The following is an 18,911-nucleotide window of genomic DNA, read 5'->3' as shown; positions in this document are numbered from 1 at the left end:
GGAGATGCCCTGCTGTGCGGTGGAGCGGTCCCACCCGTTCGCGATATCGAACAACAGTCGGAGTGTCGAGCAACCTGAATGATAAGGAACCGGCGGGCGACGTCAATCCCCCCGCGTGCGCCGCCGCCGACGCCGGAACGCCTCCCGGGGCCTGCGCGTGAAACGGCGCGCGTCGGTGGAGGGGAGACGGGGACCGGCCCCTGGCCGAACCCGAACGGGGGGTTCCTGCCAGAGGCCGGGCATCGTGCGGCAACGGGCCGCGGAACGGTCCTCAGCCGGCTCCGTGGAGGGCCGGCAGGGAGCGCGACAGGGGCGTCTCGGCGTCGGGACATCGCCCGCGACGCCCGCACCGCACATCGTGCGCACGCACGGAACCGCAGGTCAGGAACGCTTCTCCGCGGGCTTGAGGACGGCGACGCACTCCACGTGGTGGGTCATCGGGAACAGGTCGAACGCCCGCAGGAAGTGCGGGACGTAGCCCTCCTCGCGGAAGTACGCCAGGTCGCGGGCGAGCGCCGCCGGGTCGCAGGCGACGTAGGCGATACGGCGCGGGCCGAGGCCGGCCACCTGCCGCACCGTCTTCCGGCCGGCGCCCGAGCGCGGCGGGTCCAGGACGACGATGTCGGCCTCGGTGATGCCGGTGCGCGGCAGGACCTGCTCGACGTTGCCGCGCTCGACGCGGACGCGGTCCAGGTCGGCGAGGTTGTGCCGGGCGTCCTCCACCGCGCGCCCGGACGACTCGATGCCGAGCACCGCGCCCTTCTCGCCGACCCGCTCGGCCAGGGCCCCCGCGAACAGCCCGGCGCCGCAGTACAGGTCGAGGGCCATCTCGCCCTTGCGCGGCGTCAGGCCGGTCATCACGGCCTCCACCAGCAGGTCGGCGGCCTTGGGGTGGACCTGCCAGAAGCCGCCCGCGCTGATGCGCCAGGTGCGGCCGACGGCGCGCTCGCGGACGAAGGGACGGCCGTGCACCCGGTGCACGGTCCGCTCGCCGCCGCGTGCGCCGCGGGACTCCTCGGCCCGCAGCACGGACACCGGGCGGTCCAGCTCCACCAGGGGCAGGCGTCCGCCGGGACGCGGGGTGAGCACGACCTGCCGGTCGCCGGAGCCGGTGGCGGCGACGGCGTCGACGGTGGCGATCTGCGGCCACTCCCGCTTCTCGACGCCCAGCTCGCTCACGCCGGGCGCGGCGATCAGGCAGCGGTCGATCGGCTGCACCTCGTGGGAGCGGTGGCGGAGCAGGCCGGCGCGGCCCTCGTCGTCCACGCTGTAGTGCACCCGGGTGCGCCAGGCCGGGACCTCGCCCTTGGGCACCTTGTCGCCGGGGGCGGGCTCGACGGTGCCGTCCCAGCCGACGTCCTCGGCCGTCAGCCCGGCCAGCCGCTGGAGCTGCTCGGCGACGACGGACGCCTTCAGGCGGCGCTGCGCTCCGGGGGCGGCGTGCTGCCAGTCGCAGCCGCCGCACAGGCCGGGGCCCGCGAACGGGCACGGCTGCTCGACGCGGTCCTTGGAGGGCTCCAGGATCTCGACGGCGTCGGCGCGCAGGAAACGGGAGTCCTCCCGGCCCTCGGTCACCTTCGCGACGACCCGCTCGCCGGGCAGGGCGTGCCGCACGAACAGCACCCGCCCCTCCTCGGTGCGGGCGATGCAGTGGCCGCCGTGCGCGACGGGACCGATCTCGACCTCGTACTCCCGGCCCACCAGCGACGGTGCGGTTTCGGGGGAGGCGGCGGGGGGTGTTGCGCGGGGCATGGGGAGCGGCTCCAACGGACGGCGGGGCGCATGGACGGCAGTCCTCCAGCCTACCGGTCCGCCCGGGTCACTCCTCGCGCCCGTCGCCCTCACCGCGGGCGGCGGGGCCGACGGGCCCGACGGAGCCGCGGCGCACCGCGCCGGGCGCGCTCCACTCGGCGCGCCGGCGCGCCCGCAGCCGGGCGCGCTCGGAGGACTCCAGCTGGTAGGGCACGGAGGTCACCATCACGCCGGGGGTGAACAGCAGGCGCCCCTTCAGCCGCAGGGCGCTCTGGTTGTGCAGCAGCTGCTCGTACCAGTGGCCGACGACGTACTCGGGGATGTAGACGCTGACCACGGCGCGCGGGCTGCTGCGGCGCAGGCCCTTGACGTACTCCACGACCGGCCGGGTGACCTCCCGGTAGGGGGAGTCCAGGGTCTTGAGGGGGATGCCGATGCCGCGCCGGTTCCACTCCTCGCGCAGGGCGCGGGTCTCCTCGGGGTCGACGTTGACGCTGAGGGCCTCCAGGACGTCGGAGCGCATCAGCTTGGCGTACGCCAGCGCCCGCAGCGTCGGCCGGTGGACCTTGGAGACCAGGACGATGGAGTGCACCCGCGAGGGCTTGGCCATCTCCTCGCGCTCCGCGTCCCGGGGCATCGCCAGCTCCTCGGCGACCCGGTCGTAGTGGCGGCGGATGGCGGTCATCATCGCGTAGAAGAGGGCCATGCCGATGAGGGCGACGTAGGCGCCGTGGCTGAACTTGGTGACCAGCACCACGACCAGGACCAGGCCGGTGAAGAAGGCGCCGAAGGCGTTGATGGCGCGCGAGCGCATCATCCGGCGGCGGACGGCGGGGTCGGCCTCCTCGGCGAGGTGGCGGTTCCAGTGCCGGACCATGCCGGTCTGGCTGAGGGTGAAGGAGACGAAGACGCCGACGATGTAGAGCTGGATCAGCCGGGTGGAGTCCGAGTCGTACGCGTAGACCAGCGCGCCCGCGAAGAGCGCCAGCAGCACGATGCCGTTGGAGAACGCCAGCCGGTCGCCGCGGGTGTGGAGCTGGCGCGGCAGGTAGCGGTCCTGGGCGAGGATCGAGCCGAGGACGGGGAAGCCGTTGTAGGCGGTGTTGGCGGCCAGGAAGAGCACCAGCGCGGTGACGGCGGCCAGGAAGAGGAACGGCGCGGAGCCGTCGCCGAAGACGGCGGCGGAGACCTGGGCGATGACCGGGTCCTGGTGGTAGCCCTCCCCGGCGGGGCGGCCGTCGATGAGGATGTCCTTGGCCGGGGTCTCGGACATCTTCACGTCGGTGGCCAGGGCCAGGGCGATGATGCCGCAGAACATGGTGACGGCCAGGCCGCCCATGAGGGCCAGGGTGGTGGCGGCGTTGCGGCTCTTGGGCTTGCGGAAGGCGGGGACGCCGTTGCTGATGGCCTCGACGCCGGTGAGGGCGGCGCAGCCGGAGGAGAAGGCGCGCAGCAGCAGGAAGACCAGCGCGAGCCCGGCCAGGTCGCTCTGCTCGGCCAGCACCTCGTAGTCGGCGCTGGGGGCCCGCATGGTGTCGCCCAGGGCGAACCAGCGGACGGCGCCCCAGGCGATCATGCCGAGGACGCCGGCGACGAAGAGGTAGGTGGGGACGGCGAATATCGCGCCGGACTCCCGGACGCCGCGCAGGTTCATCACGGTCAGCAGCGCGATGATCGCCAGCGCCACCCCGGTCTTGTTCTCGGAGACGAAGGGGACGGCCGAGCCGAGGTTGTCCACGCCCGCGGCGACCGACACCGCGACCGTCAGCACGTAGTCCACGAGCAGGGCGCTGGCGACGGTGCGTCCGGCGCGGGGGCCGAGGTTGACGGTGGCGACCTCGTAGTCGCCGCCGCCGGAGGGGTAGGCGCGGACGTTCTGCCGGTAGGACGCCACCACGGTGAACATGAGCACGACAATCGCGACCGTGATCCACGGACCGAAGTGGAACGCCGAGAACCCCGCGATCGAGAGCACCATCAGGACTTCGCCCGGCGCGTAGGCGACCGACGACAGGGGATCGGAGGCGAACACGGGGAGGGCGATGCGCTTGGGCAGGAGCGTCTCGGCGAGCCGGTCGCTCCGCAGCGCACTGCCGATCAGGATCCGTTTGGACACGTCGGTCAGCTTGGACACGCAGAGGATCGTAAGCCTCCCCCGCCCCGCCCGCCCAAACGCCGCCGGGCGGAGTGCGGCAGGTCACGGCGGGAAGGCGCGGGGCGGGTCCGGCGCGAGTTGCGAGGGGTGGGGGCGGGGCCAAGCATGGCCGTATGGCTGAGAGGACGGGCCGGGACATGAACAGGGGCACAAGCGGGGGCACGGACAGGAACACGAACGGGGACGCGGGCAGGGACACGGGCAGGGACACGGACGGCGGCGGGGACGGCGGCGGGCGGGGCGCCCGGCCGCTGCGCTGCCTGGTCACCGGGGCCACCGGCTACATCGGCGGCCGGCTGGTGCCCGAGCTGCTGGCGGCGGGCCACACGGTGCGCTGCCTGGCCCGCACCCCGGCCAAGCTGCGCGACCACCCCTGGGCCGGGCGGGCGGAGGTCGTGCGGGGCGACGTGACGGACGCCGCGTCGGTGCGCGGGGCGATGGAGGGGGTGGACGTCGCCTACTACCTGGTGCACTCCATGGGCGGCGGCTCCCGCTTCGAGGACACCGACCGCGAGGCCGCGAGGATCTTCGGCGAGCAGGCGCGGGCCGCGGGGGTGGGCCGGATCGTCTACCTGGGCGGCCTGACCCCCCGGGGCGTTCCCGAGGAGGAGCTGTCGGCCCATCTGCGCTCCCGCGCCGAGGTGGGGCGGCTGCTGCTGGCCTCGGGCGTGCCGACGGCCGTGCTCCGGGCCGCGGTGATCATCGGTTCGGGCTCGGCGTCGTTCGAGATCCTGCGCTACCTGACCGAGCGGCTGCCGGTGATGGTCACCCCGCGCTGGGTGCGCACCCGGCTCCAGCCGATCGCCGTCCGCGACGTGCTGCGCTACCTGGTCGGCTGCGCGGAGCTGCCGGCGGACGTGAACCGGACCTTCGACATCGGCGGCCCGGAGGTGCTGACGTACCTCGCGATGATGCGGCGCTACGCCGCCGTGGCCGGGCTGCCGAGGCGGGTCATCGTCCCGGTGCCGGTGCTCTCCCCCGGCCTGTCCAGCCACTGGATCGGGCTGATCACCCCGGTGCCCCGCGCGGTGGCCCGGCCGCTGGCGGAGTCGCTGCGGCACGAGGTGGTCTGCGCCGAGCACGACATCGCCCGGTACGTGCCCGACCCGCCCGGCGGGCTGATGGGCCTGGACCAGGCGCTGCACTCGGCCCTCCGGCGGATCAAGAGCGCCGAGGTGGCCACCCGCTGGTCCTCCGCTTCGGTGCCCGGCGCGCCCGGCGACCCGCTGCCCACCGACCCGAACTGGGCGGGCGGCAGCCTCTACACCGACGTGCGCGAGCGCGCCGTCGGCGCCTCGCCCGACGCCCTGTGGCGGGTGATCGAGGGCATCGGCGGCGAGAACGGCTGGTACTCCTTCCCGCTGGCCTGGGCGGCGCGGGGCTGGCTGGACCGGCTGGTGGGCGGGGTGGGGCTGGCCCGGGGGCGGCGGGACGCGGCGCGGCTGCGGGCCGGTGACTCGCTGGACTTCTGGCGGGTGGAGGAGATCGAGCCGGGGCGGCTGCTGCGGCTGCGGGCGGAGATGCGGCTGCCGGGCCTGGCCTGGCTGGAGCTGGCGGTGGGCCGCGGCCCGTCGGGGGAGACCGTCTACCGGCAGCGGGCGCTGTTCCATCCGCACGGCCTGCTGGGGCAGGCGTACTGGTGGGGCGTTTCGCCGTTCCACGCGGTGGTATTCGGCGGGATGGCGCGCAACATCGCCTCGGCCGCCGAGGCGGGTGCCGCCCGCGCGGGCCGGGAGCGGGCGGTCAGCGCCCGGGAGGGTTCCCGTCCGGGTGGCGCAGCGCGGCCAGCTCCTCGTTCATGGCTGCCAGGAAGCGCACGACGGCGCGGAGTTCCGCGTCGCTGAAGCGCTGCCGCACGGCGTCGGTGGCACGCGCGAGGGGAGCGAAGTACTCGCGGGCCACCTTCCGGCCCCGGGGGGCGTAGTGGAGGTGGACGATCCTGCGGTCGGCCGAGTCCCGGGTGCGCCGGATGTGGCCGGCGCGCTCCAGGCGGTCCAGGCACGCGGTGACCGCGCCGGAGGTGAGCTGGAGCCGCTCGCGCAGCAGACCGGGGGTGACGGGCGCGTCCTCCCCCGCGTCCAGGATCTCCACCAGGGCCTGCACGTCGGTGGGGTGGAGGCCCTGGGACTGGGCGAAGTCGTGCGCCATCCGGCCGAACTCCCCGTTCATGCGGCGCAGCAGCACGGCGAAGGCCTGGAGGCCGGTGGGATCGCCGCTGGCGGGCTCGTCTGATTCGCGCACCCCCCCACGATATACAATCTCACTCATCAAGTTTCTCACTCATAAAGACTTCTGCCCGCCGGGGCGGAGCCCGCATCCTTCAGGTCAGGGAGCCCATGAAACCCACATCGCCCAGCCTCCGGTGGCTGGTGCCCGCAGCGCTGCTCGTCGTCTGGCTGGCCGTCGGGGGCGCCTTCGGCCCGTACGCCGGGAAGATCGGCGAGGTCTCCACCAACGACCAGTCCTCCTTCCTGCCCGAGAACGCCGAGTCGACCAGGGTGACGGAGGCCTACCAGGACTTCCGCCCCACCGAGACCCTGCCCGCGATCGTCGTCTGGGAGGCGGAGGACGGGAGCGTCGACGCCGGGCAGCGCGAGCAGGCCGGCCGCGTCCTGGCCGAGCTGTCCGAGGCGCCCGGCGTCGCCGGCCGCCCCTCCCCCGTCGTGCCGTCCGAGGACGGCCAGGCGCTGCAGGGGGTGGTGCCGCTCGCCGCCGACCTCGACGAGGAGCTCGGCGACGTCCTCGGCTCCCTGCGCGAGGCGGCCGCGGGGGTGGAGGGCACCGCGGTCCACATCGCCGGCCCGGCGGCCACCCAGGCCGACCTCTCCGAGGCGTTCGCCGGGATCGACGGACTGCTGCTCGGCGTCGCGCTCGGCGTGGTGCTGCTGATCCTGCTGCTGGTCTACCGCAGCGTGCTGCTGCCGCTGGCCATCATCATGGGCTCCGTCTTCGCCCTCTCCCTGGCCACCGCCATCGTCTACTCCCTGGCCGAGCGGGACGTCGTACGCGTCGACGGCCAGGTCCAGGGCATCCTGTTCATCCTCGTCATCGGCGCCGCCACCGACTACGGACTGCTGCTGTCCGCCCGCTACCGCGAGGAACTCGCCCTGCGCGGCGACCGCTTCACCGCCGTGCGCGCCGCGGTGCGCCGCTCCGCGGGCGCGATCGTGGCCAGCGCGGCCACCGTCGCCCTGGCCCTGCTGGCGCTGCTCCTGAGCGATCTGCGCAACAACCAGGCCCTGGGCCCCGTCGGCGCCATCGGCATCGCCTGCTCGGTGCTCAGCGCCCTGACCTTCCTGCCCGCCGCCCTCGCCCTGCTCGGCCGCGCCGCGTACTGGCCCAGCCGCCCCAAGCCCCCCGTGGCCCCCTCCGAGACCGGCGCCGACCGCGGTGTGTGGGGGCGCGTCGCCTCCCTGGTGGACCGCTCCCCGCGCCGGGTGTGGGCGATCTCGCTGGTGTTCCTGGCGGCCGCCGCCGCGTTCTTCCCGACCCTGACCTCCAGGGGCATGCCGCTGAGCGAGATCTTCGTCGGCGGGGCGCAGTCCGTCACCGCCCAGGAGAGGCTGAACGAACACTTCCCCGGCGGCTCCGGCAACCCCGCGGTGATCATCGCGGACGCGGAGCGGCTGCGGGAGGTCACCGCCGCCGCGCAGGGCACCGAGGGCGTGGAGTCGGTCCGGCCGGTGGTGGGGACGCGCGGCCCCGGCGAGGGCGAACCGGTGGTCGTCGGGGGGCGGGCCGCCGTCGAGGCGACCCTGTCGGCCGGCTCCGACTCCGAGGAGGCCCGGCGGACGGTCGAGCGGCTGCGGGAGGAGGTGCACGCGGTCGACGGCGCCGACGCCCTGGTCGGCGGTTACACCGCCCAGCAGCTCGACGCCCAGGAGACCGCGCGGGAGGACCGCGCGCTCATCATCCCCGTCGTCCTGGTGATCATCCTGGTCATCCTGATCGGGCTGCTGCGCTCGCTGGTGGGGCCGGTGCTGCTGGTGGCGACCGTGGCCCTCAACTTCCTGGCCACCCTCGGCGTCGCCTCGCTGGTCTTCGACAACCTCCTCGGCTTCAGCGGCACGGACGCCTCCATCCCCCTGTACGGCTTCGTGTTCCTCGTCGCGCTCGGGGTGGACTACAACATCTTCCTGATGACCCGGGTCCGCGAGGAGTCGCTCCGCCACGGCACCCGCTTCGGCGTGCTCAAGGGGCTGACCGCCACCGGCGGGGTGATCACCTCGGCCGGTGTGGTGCTGGCGGCCACCTTCGCGGCGCTGGTGGTGATCCCGCTGGCGTTCCTGGTGCAGATCGCCTTCATCGTCGCGTTCGGCGTCCTGCTGGACACCATCGTCGTACGGTCCCTGCTGGTCCCCGCCCTGGTGAGGGACATCGGCCCGGCCGTGTGGTGGCCCAGCGCGCTGAGCCGCCGCGACGGCGGAACGCGCCCGGAGGAGCACTCCGGCGGGCGACCCGGGGACGCCGCGCGGGACCGCGGGGGCTCCGCCGGACCGGATGCCGGGTAGCGTTACGGCCGGACAGCAGCCCCGGCAGGTGCCCCGACGGGGGCGGAAAGGATGATGCGCGATGTCGGCCCGGGTCGTCACAGCAGGGGAAGGTACGGGGTAGCGGCCTCATGCACATCGTCATCATGGGGTGCGGACGCGTCGGCGCCGCGCTCGCCCGGACCCTGGAGCAGCGGGGTCACACGGTCGCGATCATCGACCGGGACCCGGCGGCCTTCCGCCGCCTGGGCTCGTCCTTCGGCGGACGCCGTGTGGAGGGTGTCGGCTTCGACCGCGACACCCTGCGCGAGGCGGGGATAGAGGAGGCCGGGGCGTTCGCGGCGGTCAGCAGCGGCGACAACTCCAACATCATCGCGGCCCGCGTGGCGCGCGAGATGTTCGGGGTGGAGAACGTGGCGGCCCGCATCTACGACCCCCGCCGCGCCGAGGTCTACCAGCGGCTGGGCATCCCGACCGTCGCCACGGTCCGCTGGACGGCCGACCAGATGCTGCGGCGGCTCCTGCCCTCGGGGGCGGAGCCGCTGTGGCTGGATCCGACCGGCGGCGTCCAGCTCGCCGAGGTGCACGCCTCCACCGCCTGGGTCGGGCACCGGGTGAGCCGCCTCCAGCAGGAGACGGGCACCCGGGTCGCCTTCATCACCAGGCTGGGCGAGGCGATGCTGCCCACGTCCGACACCGTGATCCAGGAGGGCGATCTGGTGCACGTGATGATGCGCTGCGACCGGGTCGGCGACGTCGAGGCGGCGTTCTCCCGGGGACCGGAAGGGGAGCTTCGGTGAGCGGCGCACGTGCGGCCACCGGGCCGCGGACGACCACGCAACCCGCACCGGCACGCCGCACGGGCGGAGAAGCGAACACGGAAGGCACCGTGAGCGACGCACGTGCGGCCACCGGCCCGCAGACGACCACGCAACCCGCACCGACACGCCGCACGGGCGGAGAAGCGAACACGGAAGGCACCGTGAGCGACGCACGTGCGGCCACCGGGCCGCGGACGGCCATGAGGAACGCGCCTCCGCGCCGCGTCCGCGGAGACGGGGACGGAGACGGAGACGTCCTCGGGCCGGGGGCCCGGGGGAACCGCGAGGAGGCGCCGTGAGGGTCGCGATCGCCGGAGCCGGCGCGGTGGGCCGTTCCATCGCCGGCGAACTGCTGGAGAACGGCCACGAGGTACTGCTGATCGACAAGTCGCCCGGCGCCATCTCGGTGGAGCAGGTGCCGCAGGCCGAGTGGCTGCTGGCCGACGCCTGCGAGATCACCTCGCTGGACGAGGCGGCGCTCCAGCGCTGCCACGTCGTGATCGCCGCGACGGGCGACGACAAGGTCAACCTCGTGGTCTCCCTGCTCGCCAAGACCGAGTACGGGGTGCCGCGGGTCGTGGCACGGGTGAACAACCCCAAGAACGAGTGGCTGTTCAACGAGTCCTGGGGCGTCGACGTGGCCGTCTCGACCCCGCGGCTGATGTCCGCGCTGGTCGAGGAGGCCGTCAGCGTCGGCGATCTGGTGCGGCTGCTGCGCTTCAGCCAGGGCGACGCCAACCTGGTCGAGCTGACCCTGCCCCCGGAGTCGGCGCTGGCCGGCACGCGGGTGGGCGACGTGGAGTGGCCCGAGGACACCTCGCTGGTGACGATAATCCGCGGCAGCAGGGTGCTGACGCCGGGCGCCGAGGACTCCCTGGAGCCGGGCGACGAGCTGCTGTTCGTCGCCGCGCAGTCGCGCGAGGAGCAGCTGGAGGAGCTGCTGTCGGTGCGGCGCGAGCCGGACGAGCCCCGGGACTGACCGCGGGCCGGTACGGCCGATGGGGCCGGTACAGCGGGTACGCGGAGAGGCGGCGGGGCCTTGGCCAGGAAGACGTAGGTCAGGTAGACGCACAGCAGCAGCGGCGGAATGCCCAGCGCCACCTTCACCCAGCCGAGCTGGGTGGCGTCGCCCCAGAAGTAGATCGGGAAGAGGATGGCCGACTTGGCCAGCAGCACGATCCCCCAGGCCCAGGTGGCCTTGGTGTACGCCGCCAGGCGGCCGGGGTTGCGGGTGCGCCAGGAGAGGTTCTCGCGCATCAGCGGCCCGAGCAGCACCCCGATCAGCGGGAAGCGCACCATCGCCGAGACGCAGTACGCGACCGCCAGGCCCAGGGTGTAGAGCATGCCCGGCAGGTAGAAGTTCTTGGCGTCGCCCGACATCATCGCGAAGACCGCGCCGATCCCGACCCCGAAGACACCGCTGAAGGCGTGCTTGAGGGTCTCGCGCCGGGCCAGGCGGACCAGCGCGAGCAGGACGCTCAGGCCCAGGGCCGCGACGGCCGCGAGGTGGATGTCCCGCTTGACCGTGTAGACCAGCACGAAGACCAGGCCGGGCACGGTGGTGTCCACCATGCCCCGCACCCCGCCGAACGCCTCCATCAGCGCCTTGTCCGTCACCGTCGGACCGGATGCCGCGGCGCCGGCCCCGTCCGTGCCCGCGGCCGGCTTCTCGAGAGAGGTCACCCGCTACTCCTGTCCGCTGTCCTGTCCGATGGGTCGCAGCTCGTACTTGGGGTTGAACAGCACCGGACGGCCGCGGTTCATCGCGATCCGCCCGGAGGCGATCAGCTTGCGGCCCGGTTCTATGCCCGCGATGGACCGGCGGCCGAGCCACACGACGTCCAGGGGGGCGGATCCGTCGAACAGCTCCGCCTCCAGCGCGGGCACACCGGCCCGGGGGCGCTGCGTCACGGTGCGCAGCGTACCGGTCACCTTGACGATCTGCCGGTCGCCGCAGTCGCAGATGCGGGTGCAGCCCCTCTCCTCGGTGTCCTGCCGGAGCTCGGCGGAGAGCAGGTCCTCCTGGGAGGAGGACAGACGCCCGAGGAGGCGCCGCAGCCGGCCGCCCTGCCTCTCGGGTCGGGTAACGCCACTCATGCGGCCAGCCTACCCGCGCCCGTCACCGCCCGTAATGCCCCGGAGGGCTCCGGGGCCGGATGTGACCGAAGGCGCTCCCCCGGCGCTCCGCGGCGCGCGTCAGGGCCGCGTCGGCAGCGGACGCAGTTCCGGGCCGACCTCGCGCAGCCGCCCGTCGCGCAGTTCCAGGACGCGGTCGGCGCGGGAGAGCAGCCAGGGGTCGCGGGTGGCGACCAGGGCGGTGGTCCGCCGGGCGCGGATCACGGTGTGCAGCAGTTCCAGGACGCCGGCGCCCTCGTCGGGGCCGAGCAGCGCGGCGGGTTCGTCGGCCACCAGCAGCGCGGGGCGGATGGCCAGGGCGCGGGCGACGGCGACGTGCTGGCGCTGGTCGCTGCGGAGCTCGTCGGGCCGCCGCCCGGCCAGCTCGGCCAGGCCGACCTCGTACAGCAGCCGGGAGACGCGCTCGTCGCGCTCGTGCGGGGGGACGTTGCGCAGCCGCAGCGGCACGCCGACGTTCTCGGCGACGGTGAGGACCGGCAGCAGTCCCGGGGAGGGGAAGACGATGCCGATGCGGTCGCGGCGCAGTCTCAGCCGCTCCCGCTCCCCCAGTCCGTCCAGCCGCACGCCGTCGACGGTGATCCGGCCGGAGACGGGGGTGTCGAGCCCGCCGACGAGGCCGAGGAGGGTGGTCCGGCCGGCGCCGGGGCGTCCGGTGACCGCGACGAGCTCCCCGCGCCCGATGGTGAGCGACAGGCCGCACAGCACACGGGCCGCGGCGGGTCCGTGACCGTAGGAGTGGTGCAGATCCTCGACCTCGACCACGGCACCCATACGGCCTCCCCTTCCGGACGGCTCCGGACGGTGCCGAGCCTAGCGCCCGTCCGCCGTCCCCGCCCCCGGTCGGCCGCCACTGGTCACGGGTGACGAGGGCGGCCGGCCGGGGGCGGGAGCGGCGGACGGGACGGGTGGTGCGGCCCTGCCGCTTCCCGCGGCGGCAGGGCCCTTTCCGGTCCCGGTCAGCGGACCTCGGTGATCTCCGGGCCGCGCTGGAGCTTGTCGATGCCGCCGGCGAAGCGGGAGCCCTCCTCGGACTGCTCCTGCTGGACGCCGTCGGGCACCATCTGCGCGTCGTCGGGCAGCTTCAGGACGATCGGGTCGCGGGGGGCCATCGGGGAGTCGCCGCGCACCACGACCGTGTCGCGGAAGATCTGCTCCAGCAGCCCCGCGGCCTGCGGCTGCACCGCGCCCTGGCCGGAGATGACACCGCGCAGGAACCAGCGGGGACCGTCCACGCCGACGAAGCGCACGACCTGCATGCCGCTGTTGCCGTCGGGGAGCTGGACCGGCACCTGGGCGCGCAGCTCCCAGCCCAGCGGGCCCTCGACCTCGTCGATGATCCCGCCCTTCTGGGTGATGCCCGAGGCGATCTCCTCGCGCACCTCGTCCCAGATGCCCTCGCGCTTGGGCGCGGCGAACGCCTGGAGCTGGACGGCGCTGTCCTTGAGCACGATCGTCGCGGCGACGATGGCGTCGCCGGCGACCTCCACCCGCAGCTCCATGCCCGGCACGCCGGGCACGAACAGGCCTCCCAGGTCGACGCGGCCCTCGCCCGGCGCGCGCAGCTCGCTCACGTCCCAGGGGCCGTCCGGCCGGGGGGCCGGGGGGAGCTTGACCCGGGCCTGCCCATCACCGGTGCTGTCGCCGGACCCGTCCGACGCGTCGGCGCCCTCGTCGGATCGTTCCGTCTCGAACTCGTCCGAGGCGCCCTCGGGCCCTGCTTCCTTCTTGCGACGACGTCCGAACACGTCACTGTCCCTTCAGGTCGGCAGCCTCGTCGGCCGCGACCGCAGCGTAATGGTTGTGCTGTGCAGCGTGGTCCTGTGCGGTGCCGTCCTGTGCGGCGTGGCCGCCCGTGGAGCCGAAGCCCCCCGCCGCTCGCGCCGATCCCGGCAGTTCCTCCACCTCGTGGAAGCGCACCTTCTCGACTTGTTGGACGACGAGCTGGGCGATGCGGTCGAACCGCTCGAACCGCACGCTCTCGCGCGGGTCCAGGTTGGCCACGATCACCCTGATCTCCCCACGGTACCCGGCATCGATGGTTCCGGGGGCATTCACGAGGCAGACCCCGCAGCGGGCCGCCAGGCCCGAGCGCGGGTGCACGAAGGCGGCGTATCCGTCCGGCAGCGCGATGGAGATCCCCGTGGGCAGCACGGCCCGCTCCCCGGGGGCCAGGTCGGCCGCCTCGGTGGTGACCAGGTCGCAGCCCGCGTCGCCGGGGTGGGCGTAGGCGGGCAGCGGCACCTCGGGGTCGAGCCGGCGGATCAGCACCTCGACGGGGCCGCGCCCCGTCGGGCCCGCGGGGCTCACGGGTTCACCTCGAAGGCGCGGGCGCGGCGGACGGTGTCGGGGTCGGCCATCGCGGCCTCGATCTCGTCCTTGCGGCCGTGGTCGACGAAGTGCTCGACCTTCACCTCGATGAAGAGGGCGTCGGCGCGGACCGCGACCGGCCCGTCGGGGCCGCCGACGCGGCCGGTGGCGGTGCAGTAGATCTTCCGCCCGTGCCGGGCGGTGGCCCGCGCCGTCAGGTGGAGCACGGAGTCCACGGGCACGGGCCGCACGTAGTCGGTCTCCAGCCGCCCGGTGACGGAGATGGTGTGCATCAGCCAGTTGAGAGAGCCCAGGGTCTCGTCCAGGGCGGCGGCCAGCAGTCCGCCGTGGGCGAGCCCGGGAGCGCCCTGGTGCTCGGGCCGGACGGTGAACTCGGCGGTGACGCTGACCCCCTCGCCCGCCCGCGCCTCCAGGTGCAGTCCGTGCGGCTGCTCGGAGCCGCAGCCGAAGCACTGGGCGTAGTGGGCGCCCAGCGGTTCGCCGGGTGCGGGGGCTTCGGGGTGACGCACCGGGGGGACGGCGTCCTCCGGCGGGGTCAGGGATGTCTTGGTGGCACTCACGGGTGCAGACCTTACCGCCGGGTCAGGGACCCGGTCGCGGGCGTGCCAAGCTGGGGCCATGCTTTCTCCGGGCGTGCTGTACGACGAGCGGCTGACCGCACCTCGCTCCTGGTGGCTGATCGCCGCCCTGGCCGGGGTCTGCCTCGGCCTGATCCTGTTCCCCCTGGGCCCGCTGCCCCTGCTGGGCGGTCTGGTGGTGGGCGCCGCGCTGGGCGCGGCGGCGGTCAGCGCCTACGGGTCGGCCCGCATCCGCGTGGTCGCGGACTCCCTGGTCGCGGGGGACGCCCGGGTGCCGGTGTCGGCGCTGGGCGAGGCGCACGTCCTGGACGAGGAGGAGGCCCGCGCCTGGCGCACCCACCGCGCCGACCCCCGCGCCTACATGCTGCTGCGCGGCTACGTGCCCACGGCCGTCCGCGTCGAGGTCACCGATCCCGGGGACCCCACCCCGTACCTGTACCTGTCCACCCGGCGTCCCAGGGCCCTGGCCGAGGCCCTGGAGGCGGCGCGCGGGTAGCGGCCGCCCCGGTCCGGGCGGGTGGCGGGCGAGGGGACCGAGGGGTCCGGGGAGGGACGGCGGGCCCTCAGCCGCCGCCCTCGGGTTCGCTCCTGGTCTGGGAGGGGATGACCTTCCCGGGCCGGTCCTCCAGGGGGACGGCGTCCCAGGGGATGCGCCGGCTCCTCAGGTCGCCGCGGATCTTCTCCGCCAGCTTCCTGGTGTCGCGCCGGTTCATCGCGGCGCCCACCACCGCTCCGATCATGAACGGCGTGAGGTTGGGCAGGTTGCGCATGGTGCGTTTGAGGAGGGTCTGGCGCAACTGGCGCTTCATGTGGCTGCCGAACGCGGCGCCGAACGTCGCGGGGGCGGCCAGCTCTATCCCGCGCTCCTGGGTCCAGGCGGAGAGGTAGGCGGCGGCCCGCTCCCGGGCGCCGCCGGGCGGGCGCAGTCCGTAGACCTCGTGCAGCTCGGCGATGAGCTTGAGCTCCACCGCGGCCACCCCGACCACCTCGGCGGCCAGTTCGGCGGGCATCGCCGGCGGTACCGGCAGCATCGCCGAGGCGCCCACTCCGGCGCCGACGGTCGCGCTGCCCTTCATCGCGCCGGATATCAGCCTGTCGGCCATCTCCTCGGGCCCCAGGCCCGGGAACTGCCGGCGGAGCGTGTCCAGGTCCCTGACGGGGATCCTGGGCGCGACGTCGACGATGCGGTCGGCCACCACGCCCAGGAACGCTCTGACCGTGCCGGGCTCCCGCTGCTCCTGCCCGCTGCCGCCGCCAGTGCCGTCCGCCCGCCGCGCACGCAGGCGCCGCAGCCCGCGGCCGAGGCCGGCTGCGGGCGCGGATCTGGGTGCGGGTACGGGCGCGAGCGAGGCCTCCCGGTCGTGGCCCCGCTCGGCGTCACGTGCTTCTTCGGCCGTCATCAGCCGGCCCCGGCTCAGGCCGCGCAGTCGCGGCAGATGGGGTGGCCGTTCTTCTCCGCCGCGAGCTGCGAGCGGTGGTGGACCAGGAAGCAGCTCATGCAGGTGAACTCGTCCGCCTGGCGGGGCAGCACCCGCACGGACAGCTCCTCGTTGGAGAGGTCCGCCCCGGGCAGCTCCAGTCCTTCGGCCTGCTCGAACTCGTCGACGTCGACGGTCGAGGCGGACTTGTCGTTCCGCCGGGCCTTCAGCTCCTCGATGCTGTCCTCGTTGACGTCGTCGTCGGTCTTGCGTGGAGTGTCGTAGTCGGTCGCCATGTCGCTCTCCCCCTCTGGGTGTCTGTGGTGTCTCCAGCGCACGTAACGCGCGAGAGGCCGGACTTGTGCCCGACCTGAGGCGGAGATTTTGCCTCACATCAAGCCCTGTTACTCAATCGACACCCAACCGCGCCCCTGATGGGGTGATCGAGTCGGCCGCCGACCGAGGGCCCGGGACGGCCCTCATGTCCACTTTGCGCCTACCGTCTCCCCTCTTTTCCACGATCACGACCTGCGAAAACATGGATTTTCCGGCATTTTCCGGCAGGGTCGCGACCGGTGATCGCACATGGCCAAAAATTCGCGTGTGTGATCGATCACAACAGGATCGGGCCGTGGATGAATTCCCGGATTTCGCCCGATAACGCCATGCGCCGCGGAGGTATTCCGTGATCGCCCCTTCCGCTTCCGGGGCGGTCAGACGGGCAGCGTGACCCGCACCACCAGACCGCCCTCCTCCCGCGGCCTGGCCGTGACCGTCCCGCCGTGCGCGCGCACCACCGAGCGCACGATCGACAGGCCGAGGCCGACCCCCCGGTCGCTGCCGGTGCGCTCGGTGCGCAGCCGCCGGAAGGGCTCGAAGAGGTTGTCGACCTCGTACGCCGGGACCGCCGGGCCGGTGTTCTCCACCACCAGCACCGCCTGCCCCGGCTGGGCCCGGGTGCCCACCGAGACCCAGCCGTCGCGGGGCACGTTGTAGCGCACCGCGTTCTGCACCAGGTTGAGCGCGACGCGCTCCAGGAGCACCCCGTTGCCCTGCACGTACGCGGGCCGGTGCACGCCCCGCAGCTCCACGCCCCGCTCCTGGGCCTCGCCGCGCGCCTGCTCGACCGCCCGGGAGGCGACCTCGGCCAGGTCCACGGGCTTGCGGTCGACGATCTCGTTCTCGCTGCGGGCGAGCAGCAGCAGTCCCTCCACCAGCTGCTCGCTGCGCTCGTTGGTGGCCAGCAGGGTCTTGCCGAGCTGGACCACCTCCGGCGACGCGCCGGGATCGGAGAGCTGGACCTCCAGCAGGGTGCGGTTGATGGCCAGGGGGGTGCGCAGCTCGTGCGAGGCGTTGGCGACGAACCGCTGCTGGGCGGTGAAGGCCCGGTCCAGCCGGTCCAGCATCTGGTCGAAGGTGTCGGCCAGCTCCTTGAGCTCGTCGTCCGGCCCGTCCAGCTCGATGCGGCGGTGCAGGTCGGAGCCGGCCACCCGCTGCGCGGTGCGCGTGATGCGCTCCAGCGGCGAGAGCACCCGGCCCGCCATGACGTAGCCGAAGGCGAAGGCGGCCACCGCCAGGCCCAGCAGTGCCAGCAGGGAGCGGTTGAGCAGGGCCTCCAGGGCGACCCGCCGCTGGTTCTCCATGCACTGCTGGACGGCGGCGGTCAGCTCCGTCGCGGTCAGCTCCCCGCCGTCCGCCCGGCTGGGCAGCCGGCAGACGGCGTCGGTGGTCTGGTCCCGCACGCCGATGATCTGGAAGGGCAGGTGGCTGCCGTCCTTCAGGGCCTGGGCCGCCAGCAGGTAGATGATCGCCAGCAGCACCATCCCGGCGATGAGGAACATCCCGCCGTACAGCAGGGTCAGGCGTATGCGGATGGTGGGCCGCAGCCAGGGGTGGGAGCGGCCGGGCTGGAAGGGGTCCCAGGTGGGCTTGGGGGGCGCCGTGAGGGGCTGGGACGGGGGGCCGGGGGTGCCGGGCGTACTGGGTGTCATGAGGGGCTCAGATGCGGTATCCGGAGCCGGGCACGGTGACGATCACCGGCGGCTCGCCGAGCTTGCGGCGCAGGGTCATCACGGTGACCCGCACGACGTTGGTGAACGGGTCGGTGTTCTCGTCCCAGGCCTTCTCCAGGAGCTGCTCGGCGGAGACCACCGACCCCTCGCCGCGCAGGAGCACCTCCAGCACCGCGAACTCCTTGGGCGCCAGCTGCACCTGCCGTCCGTCGCGGAACACCTCGCGGCGGTTGGGGTCCAGCCGGATGCCGGCGCGCTCCAGCACCGGCGGCAGGGGCGCGGTGCTGCGGCGTCCCAGCGCCCGCACCCGGGCGGTCAGCTCGCTGAAGGCGAAGGGCTTGGGCAGGTAGTCGTCCGCGCCCAGCTCCAGGCCCTCCACCCGGTCGCTGACGTCGCCGGAGGCGGTGAGCATCAGCACCCGGGTGGGCAGGCCCAGCTCGATGACCCTGCGGCAGACGTCGTCGCCGTGGACCAGCGGCAGGTCGCGGTCGAGCACCACCACGTCGTAGTCGTTGACCTCGACGCGCTCGAGGGCCGCGGCGCCGTCGTAGACCACGTCGACCGCCATGGCCTCCCGGCGCAGTCCGGTGGCCACGGCATCGGCGAGCAGCTGCTCGTCCTCGACGACGAGTACGCGCACGGACGGTGTCCTTCCTGGGGCTTGTGGGACGGGACGGACGAGGGATCGGGAGGAGCGGGAGGGGACGGGAAGGGATCCGCGCCCCGCTCCGGGCGGGCCGGAGCGCCTCCCATCCTGCTCCATCGTGCCCGCGGCCTCCGTAAACGGGCCGTAAGGGACTTCCGTCGCGGCGGTTCACCGAATTTTCGTCCGGCTTGAGGTTTCTCTGAGGTTTGAGGTGGGGAGGACGGCAGTACATCCGCGATCACGCCCTGTAGACGGCATGTCACGACCCCTCTTCCCAGCCCCGGGAGATCCGTCGGCCGACCGCTCGGGGGGCACACCGTGATCGTCCCACCCCCGGCACACCCCCGTGCCAACGACCCACGACGAGGGGGCGCACCATGGACGCGTTCACCGCAGGCATTCTGCAGCGCATACGGAACACGGAGTCCGACCTGATCCGCGCTCGTGAGTCGGGCGACGACTTCCTGGCGGACGTCGAGCAGGCCGAGCTCGAGGATCTGCGCCGTCTGGCCGCCGAGTACGGAGTGGAGGTCGGCGTCACCAGCGCCTGACCCGAGAGACCGCACGGCGGCGCC

The 18,911-nt window shown here is 73.7% G+C and carries 18 protein-coding genes and 1 pseudogene; 6 read left to right on the top strand and 13 right to left on the bottom strand.

The window, feature by feature from the left end; all coding sequences use genetic code 11:
• Positions 1 to 381: 381 nt before the first annotated feature.
• Together QC029_RS14870 and QC029_RS14865 are read right to left on the bottom strand one after the other, a co-directional pair.
• The gene (locus tag QC029_RS14870) at positions 382 to 1,752 is read right to left on the bottom strand and encodes a class I SAM-dependent RNA methyltransferase (RefSeq protein ID WP_279556118.1); all 1,371 of its coding nucleotides are present in this window, start codon (positions 1,750 to 1,752) and stop codon (positions 382 to 384) included.
• A 67-nt stretch (positions 1,753 to 1,819) separates the two neighbouring features.
• Positions 1,820 to 3,886: an APC family permease gene (locus QC029_RS14865; protein WP_279556117.1), complete on the bottom strand. Its 2,067-nt coding sequence runs from the start codon at positions 3,884 to 3,886 to the stop codon at positions 1,820 to 1,822.
• A 158-nt stretch (positions 3,887 to 4,044) separates the two neighbouring features.
• Between QC029_RS14865 and QC029_RS14860 the strand changes: the two genes are divergently transcribed.
• The gene (locus QC029_RS14860; RefSeq protein WP_279556116.1) at positions 4,045 to 5,751 is read left to right on the top strand and encodes an SDR family oxidoreductase; all 1,707 of its coding nucleotides are present in this window, start codon (positions 4,045 to 4,047) and stop codon (positions 5,749 to 5,751) included.
• On the opposite strand, the gene QC029_RS14855 is transcribed toward QC029_RS14860, so the two are convergent.
• A complete protein-coding gene (locus QC029_RS14855; RefSeq protein WP_336621590.1) occupies positions 5,651 to 6,076 on the bottom strand; it encodes a MarR family transcriptional regulator in 426 nt (141 codons plus the stop codon). The genes QC029_RS14860 and QC029_RS14855 overlap by 101 nt on opposite strands.
• Positions 6,077 to 6,243: 167 nt before the next feature.
• Here QC029_RS14855 and QC029_RS14850 point away from each other — a divergent pair, with 167 nt between their 5' ends.
• The 3 genes from QC029_RS14850 (at position 6,244) to QC029_RS14840 (ending at position 10,197) form a co-directional block, all read left to right on the top strand.
• A complete protein-coding gene (locus QC029_RS14850; RefSeq protein WP_279556114.1) occupies positions 6,244 to 8,418 on the top strand; it encodes an MMPL family transporter in 2,175 nt (724 codons plus the stop codon).
• A gap of 110 nt (positions 8,419 to 8,528) precedes the next feature.
• Positions 8,529 to 9,197: a TrkA family potassium uptake protein gene (locus QC029_RS14845; protein WP_279556113.1), complete on the top strand. Its 669-nt coding sequence runs from the start codon at positions 8,529 to 8,531 to the stop codon at positions 9,195 to 9,197.
• 316 nt (positions 9,198 to 9,513) lie between these two features.
• Positions 9,514 to 10,197, top strand: coding sequence for a TrkA family potassium uptake protein (locus tag QC029_RS14840; protein WP_279556112.1), 684 nt, complete (start codon positions 9,514 to 9,516; stop codon positions 10,195 to 10,197).
• Between the two features lie 44 nt (positions 10,198 to 10,241).
• Here QC029_RS14840 and QC029_RS14835 read toward each other — a convergent pair.
• The 6 genes and pseudogenes from QC029_RS14835 to QC029_RS14810 all read right to left on the bottom strand — a co-directional run.
• Positions 10,242 to 10,835: pseudogene (locus QC029_RS14835) on the bottom strand (DUF3159 domain-containing protein); the annotation flags it as partial.
• Between the two features lie 69 nt (positions 10,836 to 10,904).
• The gene (locus tag QC029_RS14830; RefSeq protein WP_279556111.1) at positions 10,905 to 11,315 is read right to left on the bottom strand and encodes an OB-fold nucleic acid binding domain-containing protein; all 411 of its coding nucleotides are present in this window, start codon (positions 11,313 to 11,315) and stop codon (positions 10,905 to 10,907) included.
• Between the two features lie 99 nt (positions 11,316 to 11,414).
• Entirely contained in the window at positions 11,415 to 12,125 is a 711-nt protein-coding gene (locus QC029_RS14825) for an ATP-binding cassette domain-containing protein (protein ID WP_279556110.1), read from the bottom strand.
• 185 nt (positions 12,126 to 12,310) lie between these two features.
• Positions 12,311 to 13,099: a DUF3710 domain-containing protein gene (locus QC029_RS14820; protein ID WP_279556109.1), complete on the bottom strand. Its 789-nt coding sequence runs from the start codon at positions 13,097 to 13,099 to the stop codon at positions 12,311 to 12,313.
• Position 13,100: 1 nt separating this feature from the next.
• The gene (gene dut / locus QC029_RS14815; RefSeq protein ID WP_279556108.1) at positions 13,101 to 13,661 is read right to left on the bottom strand and encodes a dUTP diphosphatase; all 561 of its coding nucleotides are present in this window, start codon (positions 13,659 to 13,661) and stop codon (positions 13,101 to 13,103) included.
• On the bottom strand, positions 13,658 to 14,242 hold the full coding sequence (locus QC029_RS14810) for a PaaI family thioesterase (protein ID WP_279556107.1): 585 nt from the start codon (positions 14,240 to 14,242) through the stop codon (positions 13,658 to 13,660). The genes dut and QC029_RS14810 overlap by 4 nt, the downstream gene beginning before the upstream one ends.
• A gap of 58 nt (positions 14,243 to 14,300) precedes the next feature.
• On the opposite strand from QC029_RS14810, the gene QC029_RS14805 reads away from it, so the two are divergent.
• Positions 14,301 to 14,756 carry a DUF3093 domain-containing protein gene (locus QC029_RS14805; RefSeq protein ID WP_279556106.1) on the top strand — a complete coding sequence of 152 codons (456 nt, stop codon included), beginning with the start codon at positions 14,301 to 14,303 and terminating at the stop codon, positions 14,754 to 14,756.
• A gap of 67 nt (positions 14,757 to 14,823) precedes the next feature.
• Here the strand turns inward: QC029_RS14805 and QC029_RS14800 are convergent, their stop codons facing one another.
• The 4 genes from QC029_RS14800 to QC029_RS14785 form a co-directional block, all read right to left on the bottom strand.
• On the bottom strand, positions 14,824 to 15,660 hold the full coding sequence (locus QC029_RS14800; protein WP_279556105.1) for a hypothetical protein: 837 nt from the start codon (positions 15,658 to 15,660) through the stop codon (positions 14,824 to 14,826).
• A 14-nt stretch (positions 15,661 to 15,674) separates the two neighbouring features.
• Positions 15,675 to 15,974 carry a DUF4193 domain-containing protein gene (locus QC029_RS14795; RefSeq protein WP_093662716.1) on the bottom strand — a complete coding sequence of 100 codons (300 nt, stop codon included), beginning with the start codon at positions 15,972 to 15,974 and terminating at the stop codon, positions 15,675 to 15,677.
• A 417-nt stretch (positions 15,975 to 16,391) separates the two neighbouring features.
• Positions 16,392 to 17,669: a cell wall metabolism sensor histidine kinase WalK gene (locus QC029_RS14790; RefSeq protein ID WP_279556104.1), complete on the bottom strand. Its 1,278-nt coding sequence runs from the start codon at positions 17,667 to 17,669 to the stop codon at positions 16,392 to 16,394.
• 7 nt (positions 17,670 to 17,676) lie between these two features.
• Positions 17,677 to 18,330, bottom strand: coding sequence for a response regulator transcription factor (locus QC029_RS14785; RefSeq protein WP_279556103.1), 654 nt, complete (start codon positions 18,328 to 18,330; stop codon positions 17,677 to 17,679).
• A 383-nt stretch (positions 18,331 to 18,713) separates the two neighbouring features.
• Between QC029_RS14785 and QC029_RS14780 the strand changes: the two genes are divergently transcribed.
• Complete coding sequence (locus QC029_RS14780) at positions 18,714 to 18,887, top strand: hypothetical protein (RefSeq protein WP_279556102.1); 174 nt, start codon at positions 18,714 to 18,716, stop codon at positions 18,885 to 18,887.
• Positions 18,888 to 18,911 lie beyond the last annotated feature (24 nt).

The organism is Streptomyces sp. DH37, assembly GCF_029813835.1.
Lineage (GTDB): Bacteria > Actinomycetota > Actinomycetes > Streptomycetales > Streptomycetaceae > Streptomyces.
The sequence above is the reverse complement of the archived record's forward strand: the minus strand, read 5'-3'. Positions and strand labels throughout refer to the sequence as shown.

What these genes read in the sequence shown, in the direction of transcription:
- QC029_RS14870 (WP_279556118.1), bottom strand. Translation starts at nt 1,752, where the DNA reads ATGCCCCGCGCAACACCCCCCGCCGCCTCCCCCGAAACCGCACCGTCG.
- QC029_RS14860 (WP_279556116.1), top strand. Translation starts at nt 4,045, where the DNA reads ATGAACAGGGGCACAAGCGGGGGCACGGACAGGAACACGAACGGGGAC.
- QC029_RS14855 (WP_336621590.1), bottom strand. Translation starts at nt 6,076, where the DNA reads ATGAACGGGGAGTTCGGCCGGATGGCGCACGACTTCGCCCAGTCCCAG.
- QC029_RS14850 (WP_279556114.1), top strand. Translation starts at nt 6,244, where the DNA reads ATGAAACCCACATCGCCCAGCCTCCGGTGGCTGGTGCCCGCAGCGCTG.
- QC029_RS14845 (WP_279556113.1), top strand. Translation starts at nt 8,529, where the DNA reads ATGCACATCGTCATCATGGGGTGCGGACGCGTCGGCGCCGCGCTCGCC.
- QC029_RS14830 (WP_279556111.1), bottom strand. Translation starts at nt 11,315, where the DNA reads ATGAGTGGCGTTACCCGACCCGAGAGGCAGGGCGGCCGGCTGCGGCGC.
- QC029_RS14825 (WP_279556110.1), bottom strand. Translation starts at nt 12,125, where the DNA reads ATGGGTGCCGTGGTCGAGGTCGAGGATCTGCACCACTCCTACGGTCAC.
- QC029_RS14805 (WP_279556106.1), top strand. Translation starts at nt 14,301, where the DNA reads ATGCTTTCTCCGGGCGTGCTGTACGACGAGCGGCTGACCGCACCTCGC.
- QC029_RS14800 (WP_279556105.1), bottom strand. Translation starts at nt 15,660, where the DNA reads ATGACGGCCGAAGAAGCACGTGACGCCGAGCGGGGCCACGACCGGGAG.
- QC029_RS14795 (WP_093662716.1), bottom strand. Translation starts at nt 15,974, where the DNA reads ATGGCGACCGACTACGACACTCCACGCAAGACCGACGACGACGTCAAC.
- QC029_RS14790 (WP_279556104.1), bottom strand. Translation starts at nt 17,669, where the DNA reads ATGACACCCAGTACGCCCGGCACCCCCGGCCCCCCGTCCCAGCCCCTC.
- QC029_RS14780 (WP_279556102.1), top strand. Translation starts at nt 18,714, where the DNA reads ATGGACGCGTTCACCGCAGGCATTCTGCAGCGCATACGGAACACGGAG.